We start from the raw sequence: 16,003 nt of genomic DNA on the forward strand, positions 1-16,003 counted from the left end.
TCCGGAACACCCCTCCGCCTGCTGCATCACGGGGCCTACCGCGGATCGGCATCCGTCGGCATCTCTGCACGACGGATACCGATCCGCGTCCCCCGTCACCCGTCCCCCGTCCCCCCATCCCCCGTCCCCCTGAACCGAGCCACGTGACCGCCCGGCAGTCCGTCGTGCCGGACGGGGTCCTCGTCGGCTCGTCACACCGAGTTCAGCGGCCAGCGCATTGTTCGGCAGGGCTGTTCCGGCGACCAAACAATGGCAGTCGGCGCGGAGCATGATGCACGCGAGCTGGGTGCGGGAGTCGGCGCGGGCCCGTTCGGCGAATCCTCTCGTCCCCAGCGAGGAGAACATCTCGTACGCGGTGCGCAGTTGTTCACGCGCCTCCCGGCGTCCGCGCCGGCGCCGCAGCCACTCGCCGTACAGCTGATGGGTCCGGGCCACCTGCGGCACGGCGCGGGTCTGGGGCAGATGGCCGAGAGCGGACACGTACAGATCTTCCGCGAGGGCGTCGTCGGCCACCAGGGCGCGGGTTCTGGCATCGACTCCGAGGCCGAGGGGCGTGCCGCTCGCCTGCGTCGACAAAGACAGCTGGTCCGCCGCGCGGCATGCAAGTTCCGGCTCGTCGGCCCGGGCCGCCGCCTCTGCCGGACGGGCAGCACGCGGGTGGAGACGAAGAAGCAGGGGGTGGTGAGAGCGAACCGCAGATGCCTCACCGCCTCCGCGGGCCGCCCGTAGCCGATCTCCAGGATGCCCAGGCTGTGCGACGCCACGTCCGCCGGCGTGCCAGGAACTCCCCGCGTACGAAGGCGACCTCGCTCACTCAGGGGGCGGCCTCGTTGCGCGCGCAGGGTCGCCTCGAGCGCCGCCGTCTGCACAGGCGCCGGCAGCAGTCCGGCGTGCGTCGACGCCCTGGCTGGACGAGCGACCCGGCCGCCCTCGTCCGCGCAGACATCATGACCCGCACGGACGGACCGGGAAATCACAGTGCTGGGTCCCGAGGGCGGCCCCGCCCTCTCACCGCCGCGAGACGTGTCATGCGCTGAAGCGGTCGGGATCGGCGGCCTTCCAGTGCGCTGCCCAGGACTCGGGCGGCTCGATCAGCAACTGCCCGGGAGCCAGCCAGTCGTAGAGTTCCGCGTAGGACTGGACGGTGACCGGGTCCACACGCCGGCGCAGCATGTGCGGGCGCAGTTCGGCGGGTTCGCTCACGCCCAGCGAGGCGATGATCTGCTGTGCGCTTTTCACCGTGGCGGACTGGAAGCGGTGGACCCGGGCCGACTTGTCGTCGACGTGCAAGGCGCGTGCGCGGCGCGGATCCTGTGTGGCGACGCCGACGGGGCAGGCGTTGGTGTGGCAGCTCTGCGCCTGGATGCATCCGATGGCGAACATCATGGCGCGTGCCGAATTGGTGAAGTCGGCGCCTTGCACGATGCGCTTGACGATGTCGGCTCCCGTGGCCACCTTGCCGCTGGCACCGATCTTGATCCGGTCCCGCAGGCCGACGCCGACCAGGGCATTGTGGACGGTGATGAGTCCCTCGGTGAGTGGGCTGCCGAGGTGGTCGGCGAACTCCAGCGGGGCCGCTCCGGTGCCGCCCTCCGCTCCGTCCACGATGATGAAGTCCGGCGCGGTGCCCTCTTCGACCATGGCCTTGCACACCGCCAGGAACTCGCGCCGGGAGCCCACACACAGTTTGAAGCCGACCGGCTTGCCCCCGGACAGCTCGCGCATTTCGGCGATGAACCGGATCAGCTCCCGGGGCGTGCCGAAGACCTGGTGGTAGGGGGGCGAGATGACGGTCTTCCCCTCGGGAACCTCGCGCACCCGGGCGATCTCGGCGGTGACCTTCTCTCCGGGCAGCACTCCCCCGATGCCGGGCTTGGCTCCCTGGGACAGCTTGAGTGACACGCATTTCACGTTGTCGTGAGCGGCCTTTTCGGCGAACCGCGCGCGGTCGAAGCCTCCGTCCGCGGTGCGGCAGCCGAAGTACGCGGTGCCGACCTCCCACACCAGGTCACCGCCGTGGCGCAGGTGGTAGTCCGACAGGCCGCCTTCGCCGGTGTCGTGGGCGAAGCCTCCGAGGGCGGCCCCCCGGTTCAGGGCGAGGATGGCGTTGGCGGACAGCGAACCGAAGCTCATCGCCGAGACGTTGAGCAAGGACATGTCGTAGGGCTTGGTGCAGTCCGGGCCGCCGATGCGGACCCGGGGCTCCTCCACCCCCACCGCGAGTGGCCTGATCGACGATTCGAAGTATTCGTAGCCCTCGGCGTAGACGTTCCGCTCGGTTCCGAACGGAAGCTCCGCTTCGTCTCCCTTGGCGCGCTGGTAGACGAGACTGCGCACATCCCGGTCGAACGGACGGCCGTCGTAATTGCGCTCAATGAAATACTGCTGCAACTCCGGCCGGATCGACTCCAGCATGAAGCGGATATGTCCCAGCACCGGATAGTTGCGCAGGATTGAATGGCGTCTTTGAAGCAGATCATGAGTGCCGACTCCGGCTATCGCCGCGCACAATACGGCGACCGGCCACCACCAGGGTGAGACGGTCAACGCCGTGACACCAAAGGCGATTGCGACGACCCCGATGAATCCGATCACTGCAATTCTGATCATGCATGGAACATACATCCTTCCCGGGATGCACAACAATGCCCAACTGATGCGATATCCGGCACATTTGGCGGACGCAATCTCTGCCGGATCGACGTGCGCGGATTGCACGAAGGGTGGAGCGGGCCGAGATCCGGGCCGCGGGGAGGGGGTAGAGGGCTGGGCGGCTGCCGCCACCCGCGGGTGCGCGGCCCCTGACCCGAGGCCGGCCGGTTGACGATCTCGGGCTCCGGTGGTCCGTGGCCCGAGCGCCGCAAGGCCGCCCGCTCCCGGACCGCGTCACCGCCTGCCGCGGTCGACGCCCTCACTAAGGGCCGGCTCCGACCGGCATCCGTCCCGAACGGCGCGCATTCCCCATCCGCCCAGAGTGCGCCGGATGGCCGCTGAGGCGCATCGCATAATCTAGTGATTGACCTGGCCCCACCAGCATTGCGCCCTTTGCCTCGGTGCTAACGGTGGCGGCACGGCCGGCAGATCAGCCGGAAGGCCTCGCCCGGCTCGTCACAGCACATCACGGCGATCGACCAGCGGCGCCATCCCGACCGCCCACTCGCCCGCACACAGGACACGGCCTTATTCGAGGTCCTCTCTCCCCAGGTATTCACTTATACACCTGGAAAAATCGCACCCCTCACCGATCACTTCACCCTGGGCGTCAAGCACGAGAGCGTAGTCTTCGGTACGCGACGAAATTGCGCGAGGGAGACGCTGGACCTCTTATGGTTGAGTGTCCTGTGGATTCTCGGTGACATGGCGAACTGCGAAGCAGAGGAACTGGGCGCTGACACCCAGCAGGTACACGGCGGTCGTGGTCGTCCCGACGAGCCCCCACAGGAGGGGACCTGAGCAACACCGTGTCAGCAACAGGGTGACCAGCGCGGCGCAAGCCGCCATGGGCAGATGGAAGGCCGCCCAGATCCGCGTACCGGCCGGGGCGGATCTGTCCGTCATCATGGGGGCGCCGCCGTGTGCGACGGCGGCCAGCGCGACGAAGGTGAGCGTCGCACCGGCAAGGAGCGCCAGGACTTCGGCTGCCCTGGGGGCGCCCCGTTCGGACGACGTCACCGCGGTGGCGGTCCACAGCGCCAGGGTGTATCCGTGCGGGGCCGCGCTCGCGGTCACAGCGGCCCGGAGTCGGCCGCGGTATCCGCGCTCCGGGCCCGTACGGGCATCGGGCCCGACCGCCCTGGGCTGCGGTTGACCGTCCTTCCGCGACATGGATGACGACCTTGTCACGCCGGTGCTCCTTCTCGGGCGCCTTGTACGCGGCGCGGGTTGTGCGAGGGGGACGATCAACTCGCTGGTGGAGTCGAGTGCGCCGGGGCCGGGCGGAGCGACGCCACGACGCCGGACGCCTCGTGTGCGGGAATGACGGCTGACCACTCACGCCCGGATCCGTCGAGGCTGTCGGTCCAGGTGGGTCCGGTGCCTCCGTATCGGTGGGCGCGTGCCGCGCGCATCGTGTTCATGAGGCGTCACTTCCTGATGAATGACGGTGCCGTGGCGGAGGCCACGCCGTGGCATCCAGCATCACGGGTGGTGCCCAAGCCGGGCGTCACCCATTCAAGGGATCCCTGCCACCGTGTCCTGCGGTCGGTGCACCGCTCAGTCGGCTCCGTCGACGCTGATGCCCCGCTCGATCGCCAGCCGGGTCAGCTCGACCCGCGAGTTGATGCCGAGTTTGGTGAAGATGTGCTTCATATGCGTGTTGACGGTGTGCACGGACACGTAGAGCCGGTCGGCGATGGCCCGGTTGGTGATGCCCTCAAGGACGAGCGGGATCACCTTCCGCTCGGATTCGGTCAGGTTCCCCCACTCCTGGGGGCCGGCCGTGTGGTTGCGCACGGGGGCGGTGCGTACGCCGAGCTGGCGCAGGCGCCCCCTGATCCGTTCTTGATCGCGCCCGGCTCCTGAGGCCGACGCCAGGTGACCCGATTCTTCGAAGTACGGGATCGCCGACGTCGTATCGCCCGATGCGGTCATGAGCTCGCCGAGGTCCTCGCAGGCCGCCGCCAGGGCCAACGGCCTGCCGGTGCTGCGGTAGCCGGTGATGGCGGTCTCCAGTGCACGGGGGTCGCGGTGGAGCAGGCCGTCGATGTGGGCGCGGACGGCCTCGATGATCTGCCGGCTCTCGTCCTGTGCGGTCAGGCCGCGCAGTGCGCCGGACACGGCCTGCGCGACCGAGGGGTCTTCGCCGCGGAGCGCGATGCGTACGATCCCGGGCCAGTGGGACGGAGGTATCGCGAGCAGCCGCGTCGGCTCACGGCTTGTGAAGCTTGCCGTGAGTGCCACCGCCGCTTCGCCGTCTTCGCCCTCCGCGTCCGCCAGAGCGGCGTGCGCGAGAGACACCCACGGGCCGTAGCGCTGTGTGTGCGTGCCGGGAGCGGTTTCGGCGGCGCGGAGGTGGTCCCTGGCCTTGGTGAGGTCACCGCGTCTGATCTCCACCATCGCCAGCACGGAGCGGGCCTGCGGATTCGGCAGAGTGATCTCGAGTTCGTCCGCCACCATCAGACTGGACTCGGCCTCCACGGCCGCGTCGTCCAGCGCTCCTTGTTCGAGTAGTGCGCAGGCACGGGCGGCATGCCAGTGAGGCAGTGACCAGCCCAGGCCCATCGCCTCCGCTTCGCGCTGTCCCTCCCGCAGGATGCGCTCGGTGTCCGCGAGCCGGTCGGTGGCGGTCAGCACGGTGGCCAGCCACAGCGCCGGGATCCGCGGGGGCCGCAGGTACAGTGCGGCGGACTGGGTGCCGGCGCGTCGGGTGGCCTCCTCGGCGAGCTCGAGGGCGCGGGGCAGGCGCCCACGGTAGAAGGACGTCTGCGACTGGAACACCATGGCGCTGACGACGACGGCCGGATCGTCGCTGCGGTAGGAGGCCTCGACCAGCCAGGGGCCGGTCTGTTCGGCAGCGGTGATGTCCCCGAGGTAGACGTGGCCCGTCGCCTTGGTCTTCAGCAGCCGCACGCGCAGGTCGGCCGGCAGTGCGGGGAGGTCCAGTGCCTGCTGGAGGTGTGTCATCGCGGCGGCGTCGTCGCCCGCGGCCTGGTGGATCTCGGCGGCCACCAGGCGCAGGCATGCCTCCTGCAATGGCTCGAGTCCTTCCGGCAAAGTGGCGTCGACCAGGTCGAGTGCCTCGTGGACCCGGCGGGTCCGGCCGAGGTACTCGGCGGCATCGGTCAGCAGGGGGATGCGACGCCGGTCGTGTGGGGGCAGCAGTCCGGCGACCCGCTGGGCCAGGTCCGCGGCCGCGTCGGGGGCCGACGACGACAGTTCCCGTACGGCGGTGGTCAGCGTGGTCACGGCCTCGTCGTCGACCGGGCCTCCTGACATGACGACGTGCCAGGCCACCTCGGCCGATCGTGCCCCGATGCCCCGCAGACTGTCGGCCGCCTCCCGGTGCAGGGCGGTCCGGATGGCCAGGGGCAGGTTCTCGTGGAAGGCCTGCCGTATGAGGTCGTGACGGAAGGCGAGTCGCGGGCCGTCGGCCGAGAGCAGGCCGGCGTTCAGGGCGGCCTCGGCGCCCGACAGCAGGCTGCCGACCGGCCTGCCGAGCATCCGGGCGGCTGTGCCGAAGTCGAATTCGCGGCCGAGGACGGATCCGACCTGCAGCAGGCGCACGGCATCTTCCGGGAGCCGTTCCAGGCGCGCGGTGATACTCCGCCGGAAACTGGCGGGGATGCCGTCGTGCAGGAGGCTCGCCTCGCCCGCCTCCATGGCGGCGTCCGTGTCGGCGAAAGCGCGTACCAGTTCGATCGCCAGGAAGGGATTGCCGCCGACGCCCCGCAGGAGTCTGACCAGACCGGGTGACGGCCTCACCCCGAGGACGTCGGTCGCGATGTGCTGCAGTTCCTGCTGTGGCAGGGGGCCGAGGGTCAGCCATCGGGCTCCGAGGTGCTCGAGGTCCTCCCGCACCCTGGCCACGGTCGGCCGCTCGGTGTCCGACCGTACCGCCAGCACCCACAGGATCCGCGAGGCGGCCAGCCGTCCGGGCAGGGTGCGCAGCACGAAGAGCGTGGCCGGATCCGCCCACTGCGCGTCGTCCACGAGCACGGCCACCGGGGCGCGCTGAGCCCGGTCCTCCAGAGCGTCCGTGATGCTGTCCAGCAGCCAGAGCCGCTGGTCGTCGACGGCTGCGGCGGCCCGGTCGGAACCGTCAAAGGACTGCGGGGCGGATTGCAGGGCGGACTGCAGGGCGGCTCCCGCCGCGTACTGGTCGAGCTCATCGGCCCGTACCGACACCACATCGAAGCCGGACCGCCGCGCCATCTCGTCCAGCTCCGCGAGCAGCCGGCTCTTGCCGACGCCGGGCGTGCCTTCCACGACGACACAGGCACCCCGTCCGCCACGTACCGCGTCCAGCGCGTCACGCACAGCCGCGATCTCGCGGTCCCGCCCCCGCAGGCGCAGCCCGGCCGTGGCCTGGTGCCCACGCCCGCCTGCCTGGCCGTCAGCGGGGTCTGTGCTGCTCATGGGGCAAGCATGACCCACGGCCACATCTGCCCTCAATGCGGATTCCCCGGTGATCGCCGCTTTCACCCGGGTGATTGCCCCTTGCGCGCCGTCCTCTCACCCTGCCGCGACGGATGCTCCGTGCCATCCGGATCTGTTGCCCCTGGAGAGGAGCACGACGTGCGTACAGGCAAGGAATACCTGGCGGCACTGAACGACGGCCGCAAGGTGTGGGTGGGTGACGAACTCGTCGACAACGTGGCCACGCACCCGAAGACCCGGGCGTATGCCAGGAGCATCGCGGCGTTCTACGACCTTCACCACCGCCCGGACCTCCAGGACGTCATGACGTTCGTGGACGAGGACGGCGTCCGACGGTCCATGACGTGGTTCCAGCACCGCTCCAAGGAGGAGCTGCTGCGCAAGCGGACCTACCTGGAGACGGTGCAGCGGGAACTCGGCGGCGGATCCATCCCGCGCACGCCGGATGTCAACAACTACGTCCTGCTGACCTACGTCGACGACCCGGAGCCCTGGAGCAGCCAGTCCGTCGGGACCGACGGGAGGGACCTGACCGAGGGGATCCTCGACTTCTGGAACGTGGTGCGGGACGGTGACCTCAACGCGACGCCGGCCTTCGTCGACCCGCAGGCGAACCGCTCGCGCGATTCCGCGCAGGCCGAGTCCCCTGCCCTGCAGGTGGTCGGCACCTCGGACGAGGGCATCACCGTGCGGGGTGTGAAGGCGATCAGCACCGGCGCGGCCTTCGGGGACTGGATCCACATCGGCGTCTTCTACCGCCCCGGCATCATCGCGGAACAGATCATCTACGGGGCGGTGAAGCCCGACACCCCCGGCGTCACCATCATCTGCCGGGAGAGCAACGTCCGGGACGGCGAGGAGGTGGAGCACCCGCTCGCCTCGCAGGGTGACGAGCTGGACAGCGTCATCGTGTTCGAGGACGTGCTCATCCCCTGGAACCGGGTCTTCCACATCGGTAACCCCCAGCACGCGTCGCTGTACCCGCAGCGCGTCTTCGACTGGCTGCACTACCACTCGGCGATGCGTGCGATGGTGAAGGCCGAGCTGATGCTCGGTCTGGCCCTGCTCATCACCGAGCACATCGGCACCTACCAGCTGCCGCCGGTCCAGGCCCGGGTCGCCCGGTTCGCCGGCTTCCACCAGACGCTCAAGGCGCATCTGATCGCTTCGGAGGACCAGGGGTTCTTCACCCCCGGTGGCATCTACAAGCCGAACGTCCTGATGTTCGACTTCGGGCGGGCGTACTACCTCGAGCACATCGCCGAGATGGCCCACGAGCTCATCGACCTGTCCGGTCGTGCCGCGCTCATCTTCCCCACCGAGGGTCAGTGGCAGCAGCCCGAACTGCGGCCGTGGCTGGAGGCGTTGCAGACCGGACCGGTCGGCAGGCCCTACGAGCGGCTGAAGATCAGCCGGGTGATCCGCGACATGTTCCTGTCCGACTGGGGCGACCGCATCACCACCTTCGAGAACTTCAACGGCACGCCCCTGCTGGCCATCCGTACCCTCACCATGAAGCGCGCCGAGATGTCCCCGAGCGGCAGCATGGCAGACCTCGCGCGCAAGGTCTGCGGCATCGAGAACGTGGGCGACGACGGGGAGACCGCGTACAAGACTCAGGCGGACTACGCCCGGCGCCAGGACGCCAATTGACTTGCTCCTCGGGCTGAAGCCCGAGGATTCTGGCCTTCTCGCCCGAACCCTGTGCCGCTACGCGGCACGGTGTTCGGGCGAGAATCCGTGGCTTCCTGCTTCGTCGCGCTGTGCCAGGAGGAGTCCGGGTCTTACCTGCGCTCCACAGGCTGCGACCGCCAGTCCGGCGGCCGTTTTCACGTTCTTCGCGGCATTGTGGTCCCGGTCATGGACCGTGCCGCACGCGGGGCAGGTCCACTCCCTGATGTGGAGAGGCTTGGGACCGTCCTTGACGCCGCAGGCGGAACAGGTCTGGGAGGTCGGCTCGAACCTGCCGATCTTCACCAGGGTGCGCCCGTACCTGACCGCCTTGTACTCCAGCATGGCCACGAACTGCGCCCAGCCCGCGTCATGCACGCTCTTGGCCAGCCTGGTGCGCGCCAGCCCCTTGACCGCCAGGTCCTCCACACCGATCGCTTGGTTCTCGCGGATCAGCCTGGTGGAGAGCTGGTGGTGGAACTCGCGGCGCACACGGCCGTCCGAGAGGACCGCGAAATGCGTCAGGCCCAGGTCGATGCCGACCGTCTGGTCACTGTCGGGCATCCGGTGGGCGCCGGCGGCCGGGTCCGTGTCGATGACGAAGGACGCGAAATACCGTCCGACCGCGTCCTTGATCACGGTGACCGAGGAGGGCTGCGCGGGCAGGGTGCGTGACCACTTCACCTTCACCGCACCGATCTTCGGCAGGTTCAGCCTCCCGGAACCGGTGATCGACCAGCGGGCGTTGGCGGTGAACCGGACCGACTGACGGTTGTCCTTGCGGGACTTGAACCGGGGCACACCAGCTCTGGGGCCCTTGCGGGCCCCCTTGAGGGAGGCGAAGAAGTTGCGGTAAGCGGCCTCGGCGTCGCGCAGAGCCTGCTGGAGCACCACAACGGAGACCTCTGCCAGCCAGCACCGCTCCACCGTCCGCTTCGCCTCGGTGATCAGCTTCCTGGACAGCTCACCGGCCGCCGGGAACGCCGCGCCCGCCTTCCGGGCTTCCTCACGGGCGCGCACCGTGTCGTTGAACACGACGCGGGCGCACCCGAACGCCTGGGCCAGGGCGATGCGCTGGGCCGTGTCCGGGTACAGGCGGAAGCTGTACCGAAGCTGCAGGGCGACCACGATACGTACCTGGGTTGGTGCGAGATGCAGAAGATCAGAACTGGCCGGCACTACGCTTTCGTGATGCATGTGCACGTGGTCTTCGTGACCAAGTTCCGGCACAAGGTGTTCACGGACACTCACCTGACGTGCATGGACGAGATCATGCGGTCGGTATGCGCGGACTTCGCGTGCGAACCGGTGGAGTTCAACGGCAAGGACAACCACGTCCACCTCCTGGTGAACTTCCCGCCCAAGGTCGCCGTCACCAAGCTCGTCAACTCCCGCAAGGGCGTCTCCTCCCGCGGTTGCTACTTCGCAGGAACCCTCGGCGGCGCTCCACTCTCCGTGGTCGAGCAGTACATCCAGCAACAGAACCGGCCGGTGTGAGCATCACCCGGCTCCGCCAGGACCAGCCATCACGACGCTTTGCACCACGGGTGGTGAACACGGGCCATCCGGCTCCGCCGCCCCGGAATCCGCGACGCTCCGCGTCGCCACGACAAGACTCGCTTCACCACCGGGCTGATGCCCGATCCGCTGCGAATGAATCCCGGTAGCAGGATGCCAGGGCCCGGGTCAGAGCACGCCGCACTCCCGGGCCCTGGCGACCGCCTCGCTCCTGTCGTGCGCGTCGAGTTTGCGGAAGATCGCGCGTACCTGTGTCTTGACGGTGTTGTGGGACACATAGAGCTCGGAGGCGATCTCACGCAGTGTCAGCGGACCGCACAGGGCGCGCAGCACTCGGCGCTCCCCCAGCGACAGGTCCTGGGGGCGGGGGGCGGCAGACGGCACCACGGTGTCCTCGCCGGTCCGGCCGAGCAGGTCCGTCAGCACCCCGGGTGACTCGCACCGGGCCGCTGTCCGCTCGGCTGCCTCGCGGGCCTTTCGCGCCGCGTCCGGGTTGCGGCGCGCACTCTCAAGTCGCGACCGTGTGAAGTGGCACAAGGCCCGTATGTGGGGTTCGCCTCCGGTCCGGGAGGAGCCCGCCAGCACCGCTTCCGCGGCGGCCAGAGCCCCTTCGGCCTCCTTCGCCTGTCCCTCTTCGAGGAGCAGGCCGGCCCGGCTGATGTAGGCGGGCACGGAGACGAAGTGCCCGCCCAGGCCGGCCGTCGCGACCGCGTCGAGGGCCTCGTCGCTCAGGATGCGCGCCAGTTCGTGCCGTCCGGCCAGCAGCGCGCACACCGCCCGCGAGCCCAGCGCGCGTACGAGCACCAGGCCATGCCCGGCGGCATGCGCGTCGCGGGTCGCCTCGCCGAGCAGCGCCTCCGCCTCCTCGTAGCGGCCTGCCCACAGCAGAGCCGCACCGCGGGCCGTGCAGGCCAGGGCACGCCAGGACGTCAGCGGCGGGGTGCCGGCAACGGCGGATTCGCCCAGCCGGCCGGCGGTCAGGACCTCCCCCTTCAGACAGCAGGCCATGGCCTGCGCGGCGGCTGCCGCATCGGACACCGTGCTGCCTTCGCCGACCGTCTCCGCTCCCGTCTGCCTGAGCTGGGCCACATCCAGCCAGCGCCGGGCCGTTTCCGGTGCGCCTCCTGAGAGAGCCGCCATCGCCGCCACGACGCACAATCGCGCGTCGACGGCGACGGTGCGGGACGGCAGGAGGTCCAGCCAGTGCGCGACCTGCGCGCTACGGCCCGCCGAGATCGCCTTCTCCCAGCCGTCGAGAACCGACGCGACGGCCGCGGACTCGTCGCCGCCCAGCGTCCAGTGCCGTACGGCCGCGGTCGTCTCGCCCTGCCGGGAGTACCACCGGGCCGCCGCCCGGTGCAGGGACACGACGGTGTCCGACCCTTCGGACCTGAGGATGCCGGACAGCACCGAAGACAGTGCCCGGTGATGCCGGTACGCCGACGGATCGGCGGCGACGGGCACGAGCAGCTGTACGGTCCGTGCGAGCTCGCGCAGCAGTACACCCGCCCGCTCCCCGGCGAGGGCCTGGCACGGCCCGGTGCTCAGCTCGTCGAGCACACTGGTACGCAGCAGGAACTCGCGCTGTTCGGTGGTGAGCCGATAGAGCACCTCGGTGGCCAGATACTCGGTGACCGCCTGCCTGCCGCGGGCCAGGTTCCCTTCCGTGTCGGCCTCGTTCGCCGAGCGGGCGAGGGTGCGCCCCATGATGCACAGCGCCGCCGCCCATCCCTCCGTGGCCTCGTACAGCGCGCTCGAAGTGTCCGCGCTCGGAGCTGACCCGAGCAGATCGGTGAGTACTGTCTGTGCTTCCTCAGGGGTGAAGGCCAGGTCGTGCTGGTCGAGTTCGGCGGTCAGACCCCGGGCGCGCAGGGTCGGAAGGGGGCTTCCGGGAATGTGCCGGGTCGACAGGACGACGCGGAAGCCGGCGGGAAGCCTTGTCAGGAAGTCCGCCAGGCTGCGCACCGCGTCGGTGTCCGTGATGGATTCCAGTCCGTCGAGGATCAGCGTGAGCGGTCTTTCTCCGCCCAGTCCGGCCACCAGACTCGGCAGGATGTCCTCGAGCCATGCGTCGAGCGTCCACCCGTCGCTGTCGAGGCGGGCGGGCAGATCCGGTCGTGCGTGGTGCACCGCTCGCAGGATGCAGGTCCAGAGCCGGCCCGGGGCGTTGTCGTACGCGTCCAGGCTGAGCCAGGCGCACTCTCCACGAGCCGCCAGGCCTTGCGACCACTCGGTCAGGAGCACCGTTTTCCCGGCGCCGGCCGGCGCGGAGACCACCACCACGGGCTCGGTCGCCGCGTCGAGCCGACGCAGCAGCCGCGGGCGGGTCAGCAGATGCGGAGGCTGGGCCGGAGGGTGGAGCTTGAATGTCGCAACGGAGCTGGTCATGGCACTTTCCGTCGAGTCGTCGGGACGGGCGGAGCCCCCGACACCCATGGCTCGCCTCGCGGGAGCCGGACGTCGGGGGCGGTAGCGGCCCGGTCACGAGCGCCGTAGCGGCCTCCGCCGGACCGCTGCCACCAGGACTAGTGCGAAGCCCTGAGCGCGCCGAAGCCGCCCGCGAAGTGGAGCAGTGGCCGGGAGTCCGCCTTGTGTTCGCAGTAGCGGACCTCACCCACGAAGATGGTGTGATCGCCGCCGGGGAGCGCCTCGGCGACGTCACACACGACAGCCGCGATGGCGTCCTTCAGCACCGGCACGCCGTGGTCGTCGATGGTCTCGACGCCCGCGAACTTGTCCGCCTTCGAGGCGGCGAAGTGCCGTGCCAGGTGCTCGCTGTCCTCGCCGAGGACGTTCACGGCGAATCGGCCGTGTTCCGCGATCGCGGTCCGTGTGTACAGGTGGTTGCTGATACACACGAGCAGCTGGAGCGGGTCCAGGGAGAGGGCGGACACGGCGCTCGCCGTCATGCCGATGGGCGTGCTTCCGGAGCGCGTAGTGATCACGCTGACGCCCGTGGCGAGCCGGCTCATCGTGGCTCGGAAATCGACTGGCGTGTGAAGGGTTTCAGCCATCGGAGGACCTCCGTGAAAGTCGGGGAGAACTTCGGCCTGTTGCGCAGGACACCGGGTGAACTCACCGTGCCGCTGGGTGCGTTGGCGGGCATGTCGTTCGAGCTGGGCAGGAAGGCGGGGCGGCTGCCCCATGACGTACGCGAGGTCATCGCCCGCGTGGCGGACGGATCGCGCTTCGCCGCGTCCGAGGCGGGGTTGCACGCCGGCCCCGTATCCGGGGCCCGGCCGCACCAGTGCCGTGCTGGGCCCCTGGTGCCTGTGCTGAAGCGTGCAACGCCGCCTGTTGATGCCGGAGGAATCGCGTCCTACGCCGGACCGACTGCGCGTACGGCGCCAGTCACCCTCATTGCGCGGGGAGGGACTCGAGGACGAAGGTGTGGCGCAGCAGGGTGTAGGGCACGTCGGTCAGTCCGCGGCAGGGCCCTGCGTCGGCCTCGTAGGTGTCATAGGACTCGACCAGCGACTCCTTGACCCCGAACACCGGGTCGGAATCCAGGTACGGGTCGTCCGAAGGGAACAGCATGCTGGTCACGCGCTGGAATCCCGGGGCGTCGATCAGCAGGTGCACATGGGCGGGACGCATGGGCGACCTGCTGGTCGCGGTCAGGAGTTCGCCGACCGGGCCGTCACCGGGGATCGGGTAGCTGGAGGGGCGAATGGAGCGGAAGCTGAAGTGTCCCCTCTCGTCGGTCCTGAACAGCGCGCGCATGGCCGGGTCGACCTGGCCGGGCACATCCACGTCGTAATGGCCCTCCGCGTCACTGTGCCAGACATCGACCCCGGCGCCGGTCACCGGTGCTCCCTCACTGTTCACGACCCGTCCCTCGAAGAACAGCGGGGTGCCGGGCAGACCTTCGGAGATGTCGGCGGCGTCGGCGTGCTGCGGCCTGTCCTCCCTGAAGAAGGGGCCCAGGACGCTGTTCTGTGTGGCATTGGCGGGGCGTCGGTTGTTCAGGGCGTCGACCAGCATGGTGACGCCCAGCACGTCGGACAGCAGGATGAACTCCTGGCGCGTCGGCGTGCACGTCTGCCCGGTGCGTGTCAGGAAGTCCACTCCCTGCGCCCATTCCTCCTCCGTCAGTTCGACATCGCGGACGAAGGCGTGGAGGTGCCGTACCAGTGATTCCAGGATCTCCGCGACACGGGCATCCTTGGTGTCCCGCATGGTCGAGATCACGGCATCGGTGATGGTGTCGCTGGTCAGATCACGCATGGCGCGCTCCCTTGGTCATTGAGTGTTCGATGACGGAGTCGGTCCGGGTGTGTTCGTCGCCCGGTGACGTTCACGGTGTCTCGCCGGCCCAGGCGCGGGTCAGGAGGGCGTGGATTGCTGTCCGGTCCACTGGACGCGGATTCCAGTAGCCGTCCCGCACGATGAGTTCGGCCGCCTGCCCGATCCCCGACTCGGGCATGCCGAGGTCCCGTAGTGCCCTGGGGGCGCCGAGCCCGCCGGCGAAGTCGAAGAGACCGCTCGCGGCGTCGTCCCCCGGCAGCGCCTGCGCGATGCGTGCCATGGCTTCGGGGGCGGCCGGCCCGTTGTAGGCGACCACGTGCGGCAGGACGACCGTGTGGGTCTCGGCGTGCGGCAGCCCGAAGGTGCCGCCCAGTACGTGGCACACCTTGTGATGCAGGGCCATGCCCACCGTGCCCAGGCAGGTGCCCGCCAGCCACGCCCCGTACAACGCGTCCGCGCGCGCCTCACCGTCGTCCGGACGTCGCGCGATGACCGGAAGGGACCGGGTGAGGGAATCGAGCGCTTCACCGGCCATCAGGAAGGCGACCGGGTCCCGGTCCTGGGCGTAGAGGGCCTCCACGGCGTGCGCCATCGCGTTGATGCCGCTGACCACCGATGTCGCCGCCGGGAGGGTGAGCGTCAGGTCGACGTCGTACACCACCGTCTTGAGCAGCACTTCCGGCAGCCGCCGGGTCGTCTTCCTGTGGCCTTCGGTCTCGCCGAGGATCGGCGTCATCTCCGAGCCGGCATAGGTGGTGGGCAGCGCCAGCTGCGGAAGGCCGGTCCGCGCGGCGATCGCCTTGCCAAGGCCGATGGTCGATCCACCGCCGATGGCGAGCACGGAGTCCGCTCCCACGGATCCGGCGTACGCGACCGCCTTCTCCGTGACCTCGACAGGGGTGTGCGGGGCCGCTTCCGCGAAAGTCCCCACGGCTGCCGCACCCAGCAGGTCGCGCGTCTGCGCTGTCTGGTCCGCCTGATGAGGTGTGCACAGGAGGAGCACCCGACGGCATCCGAGAGCATCGGCCTCTTCGGGGATGCGGCTGCGCGTACCGCTGCCGAAGACCACCTTGGTGATCTGTCCCCGATGCACGAATGTCTTCATGAGAATTTCCCCGGTCCTGCCGTTTCTCCGCTGTTGGAACGAAGCCTCGATACTCGGATGATGCGCGTCAACGGAATCCGTGAGTGATAACGAGGATCGGCGCGGGAATACCTTGTTCGCACGACGCACACCGACAGAGCGGCATAGAGATCGCCTGCGATATCACTCATCTGCGGGATGCCGGCGGATGCCGGGGCGTTGGACTGTGGACCCAGGTGTCAACCAGGTGAGACACGACGAGACGGACGTGTCTGCGGCGGAGCCACTCCCGCAACACGCGTAGCACCCACAACACGCACAACGCCCGCACCACGCGTAACGCCCATAAAACATTAAAGAACTCGCCGAATTCTTGACATTGCGTTA

11 protein-coding genes are annotated in these 16,003 nt (G+C 69.3%); 3 read left to right on the top strand and 8 right to left on the bottom strand.

Features of this window, described 5'->3' with window-relative positions; all coding sequences use genetic code 11:
* Positions 1–363: 363 nt before the first annotated feature.
* Positions 364–729, top strand: coding sequence for a hypothetical protein (locus tag OG568_RS00740; RefSeq protein WP_329529815.1), 366 nt, complete (start codon positions 364–366; stop codon positions 727–729).
* A 297-nt stretch (positions 730–1,026) separates the two neighbouring features.
* On the opposite strand, the gene OG568_RS00745 is transcribed toward OG568_RS00740, so the two are convergent.
* The 3 genes from OG568_RS00745 to OG568_RS00755 all read right to left on the bottom strand — a co-directional run bounded on the left by OG568_RS00745 (position 1,027) and on the right by OG568_RS00755 (position 7,074).
* Complete coding sequence (locus tag OG568_RS00745; RefSeq protein ID WP_329529816.1) at positions 1,027–2,610, bottom strand: FMN-binding glutamate synthase family protein; 1,584 nt, start codon at positions 2,608–2,610, stop codon at positions 1,027–1,029.
* A gap of 714 nt (positions 2,611–3,324) precedes the next feature.
* On the bottom strand, positions 3,325–3,843 hold the full coding sequence (locus OG568_RS00750; RefSeq protein WP_329529817.1) for a hypothetical protein: 519 nt from the start codon (positions 3,841–3,843) through the stop codon (positions 3,325–3,327).
* A 369-nt stretch (positions 3,844–4,212) separates the two neighbouring features.
* The gene (locus OG568_RS00755) at positions 4,213–7,074 is read right to left on the bottom strand and encodes a helix-turn-helix transcriptional regulator (protein WP_329529818.1); all 2,862 of its coding nucleotides are present in this window, start codon (positions 7,072–7,074) and stop codon (positions 4,213–4,215) included.
* Positions 7,075–7,233: 159 nt separating this feature from the next.
* Here OG568_RS00755 and OG568_RS00760 point away from each other — a divergent pair, with 159 nt between their 5' ends.
* Positions 7,234–8,748 carry a 4-hydroxyphenylacetate 3-hydroxylase family protein gene (locus OG568_RS00760; protein ID WP_329529819.1) on the top strand — a complete coding sequence of 505 codons (1,515 nt, stop codon included), beginning with the start codon at positions 7,234–7,236 and terminating at the stop codon, positions 8,746–8,748.
* A gap of 57 nt (positions 8,749–8,805) precedes the next feature.
* Here the strand turns inward: OG568_RS00760 and OG568_RS00765 are convergent, their stop codons facing one another.
* Positions 8,806–9,885 carry an RNA-guided endonuclease InsQ/TnpB family protein gene (locus tag OG568_RS00765; RefSeq protein WP_329536225.1) on the bottom strand — a complete coding sequence of 360 codons (1,080 nt, stop codon included), beginning with the start codon at positions 9,883–9,885 and terminating at the stop codon, positions 8,806–8,808.
* 33 nt (positions 9,886–9,918) lie between these two features.
* On the opposite strand from OG568_RS00765, the gene tnpA reads away from it, so the two are divergent.
* Positions 9,919–10,263 carry an IS200/IS605 family transposase gene (gene tnpA, locus OG568_RS00770; protein ID WP_329529820.1) on the top strand — a complete coding sequence of 115 codons (345 nt, stop codon included), beginning with the start codon at positions 9,919–9,921 and terminating at the stop codon, positions 10,261–10,263.
* Between the two features lie 189 nt (positions 10,264–10,452).
* Here the strand turns inward: tnpA and OG568_RS00775 are convergent, their stop codons facing one another.
* The 4 genes from OG568_RS00775 to OG568_RS00790 all read right to left on the bottom strand — a co-directional run bounded on the left by OG568_RS00775 (position 10,453) and on the right by OG568_RS00790 (position 15,637).
* Positions 10,453–12,672 (bottom strand): LuxR C-terminal-related transcriptional regulator, encoded by a 2,220-nt coding sequence (locus tag OG568_RS00775; RefSeq protein ID WP_329529821.1) that lies wholly within the window; start codon positions 12,670–12,672, stop codon positions 10,453–10,455.
* 137 nt (positions 12,673–12,809) lie between these two features.
* Positions 12,810–13,298 (bottom strand): flavin reductase family protein, encoded by a 489-nt coding sequence (locus OG568_RS00780; RefSeq protein ID WP_329529822.1) that lies wholly within the window; start codon positions 13,296–13,298, stop codon positions 12,810–12,812.
* A 343-nt stretch (positions 13,299–13,641) separates the two neighbouring features.
* Positions 13,642–14,511, bottom strand: a complete 870-nt coding sequence (locus OG568_RS00785; protein WP_266658192.1) for a dioxygenase family protein — start codon at positions 14,509–14,511, stop codon at positions 13,642–13,644.
* 70 nt (positions 14,512–14,581) lie between these two features.
* A complete protein-coding gene (locus tag OG568_RS00790) occupies positions 14,582–15,637 on the bottom strand; it encodes a maleylacetate reductase (protein WP_329529823.1) in 1,056 nt (351 codons plus the stop codon).
* Between the last annotated feature and the right edge of the window lie 366 nt (positions 15,638–16,003).

Source organism: Streptomyces sp. NBC_01450, assembly GCF_036227505.1.
In the GTDB taxonomy this organism is placed as follows: Bacteria; Actinomycetota; Actinomycetes; order Streptomycetales; family Streptomycetaceae; genus Streptomyces.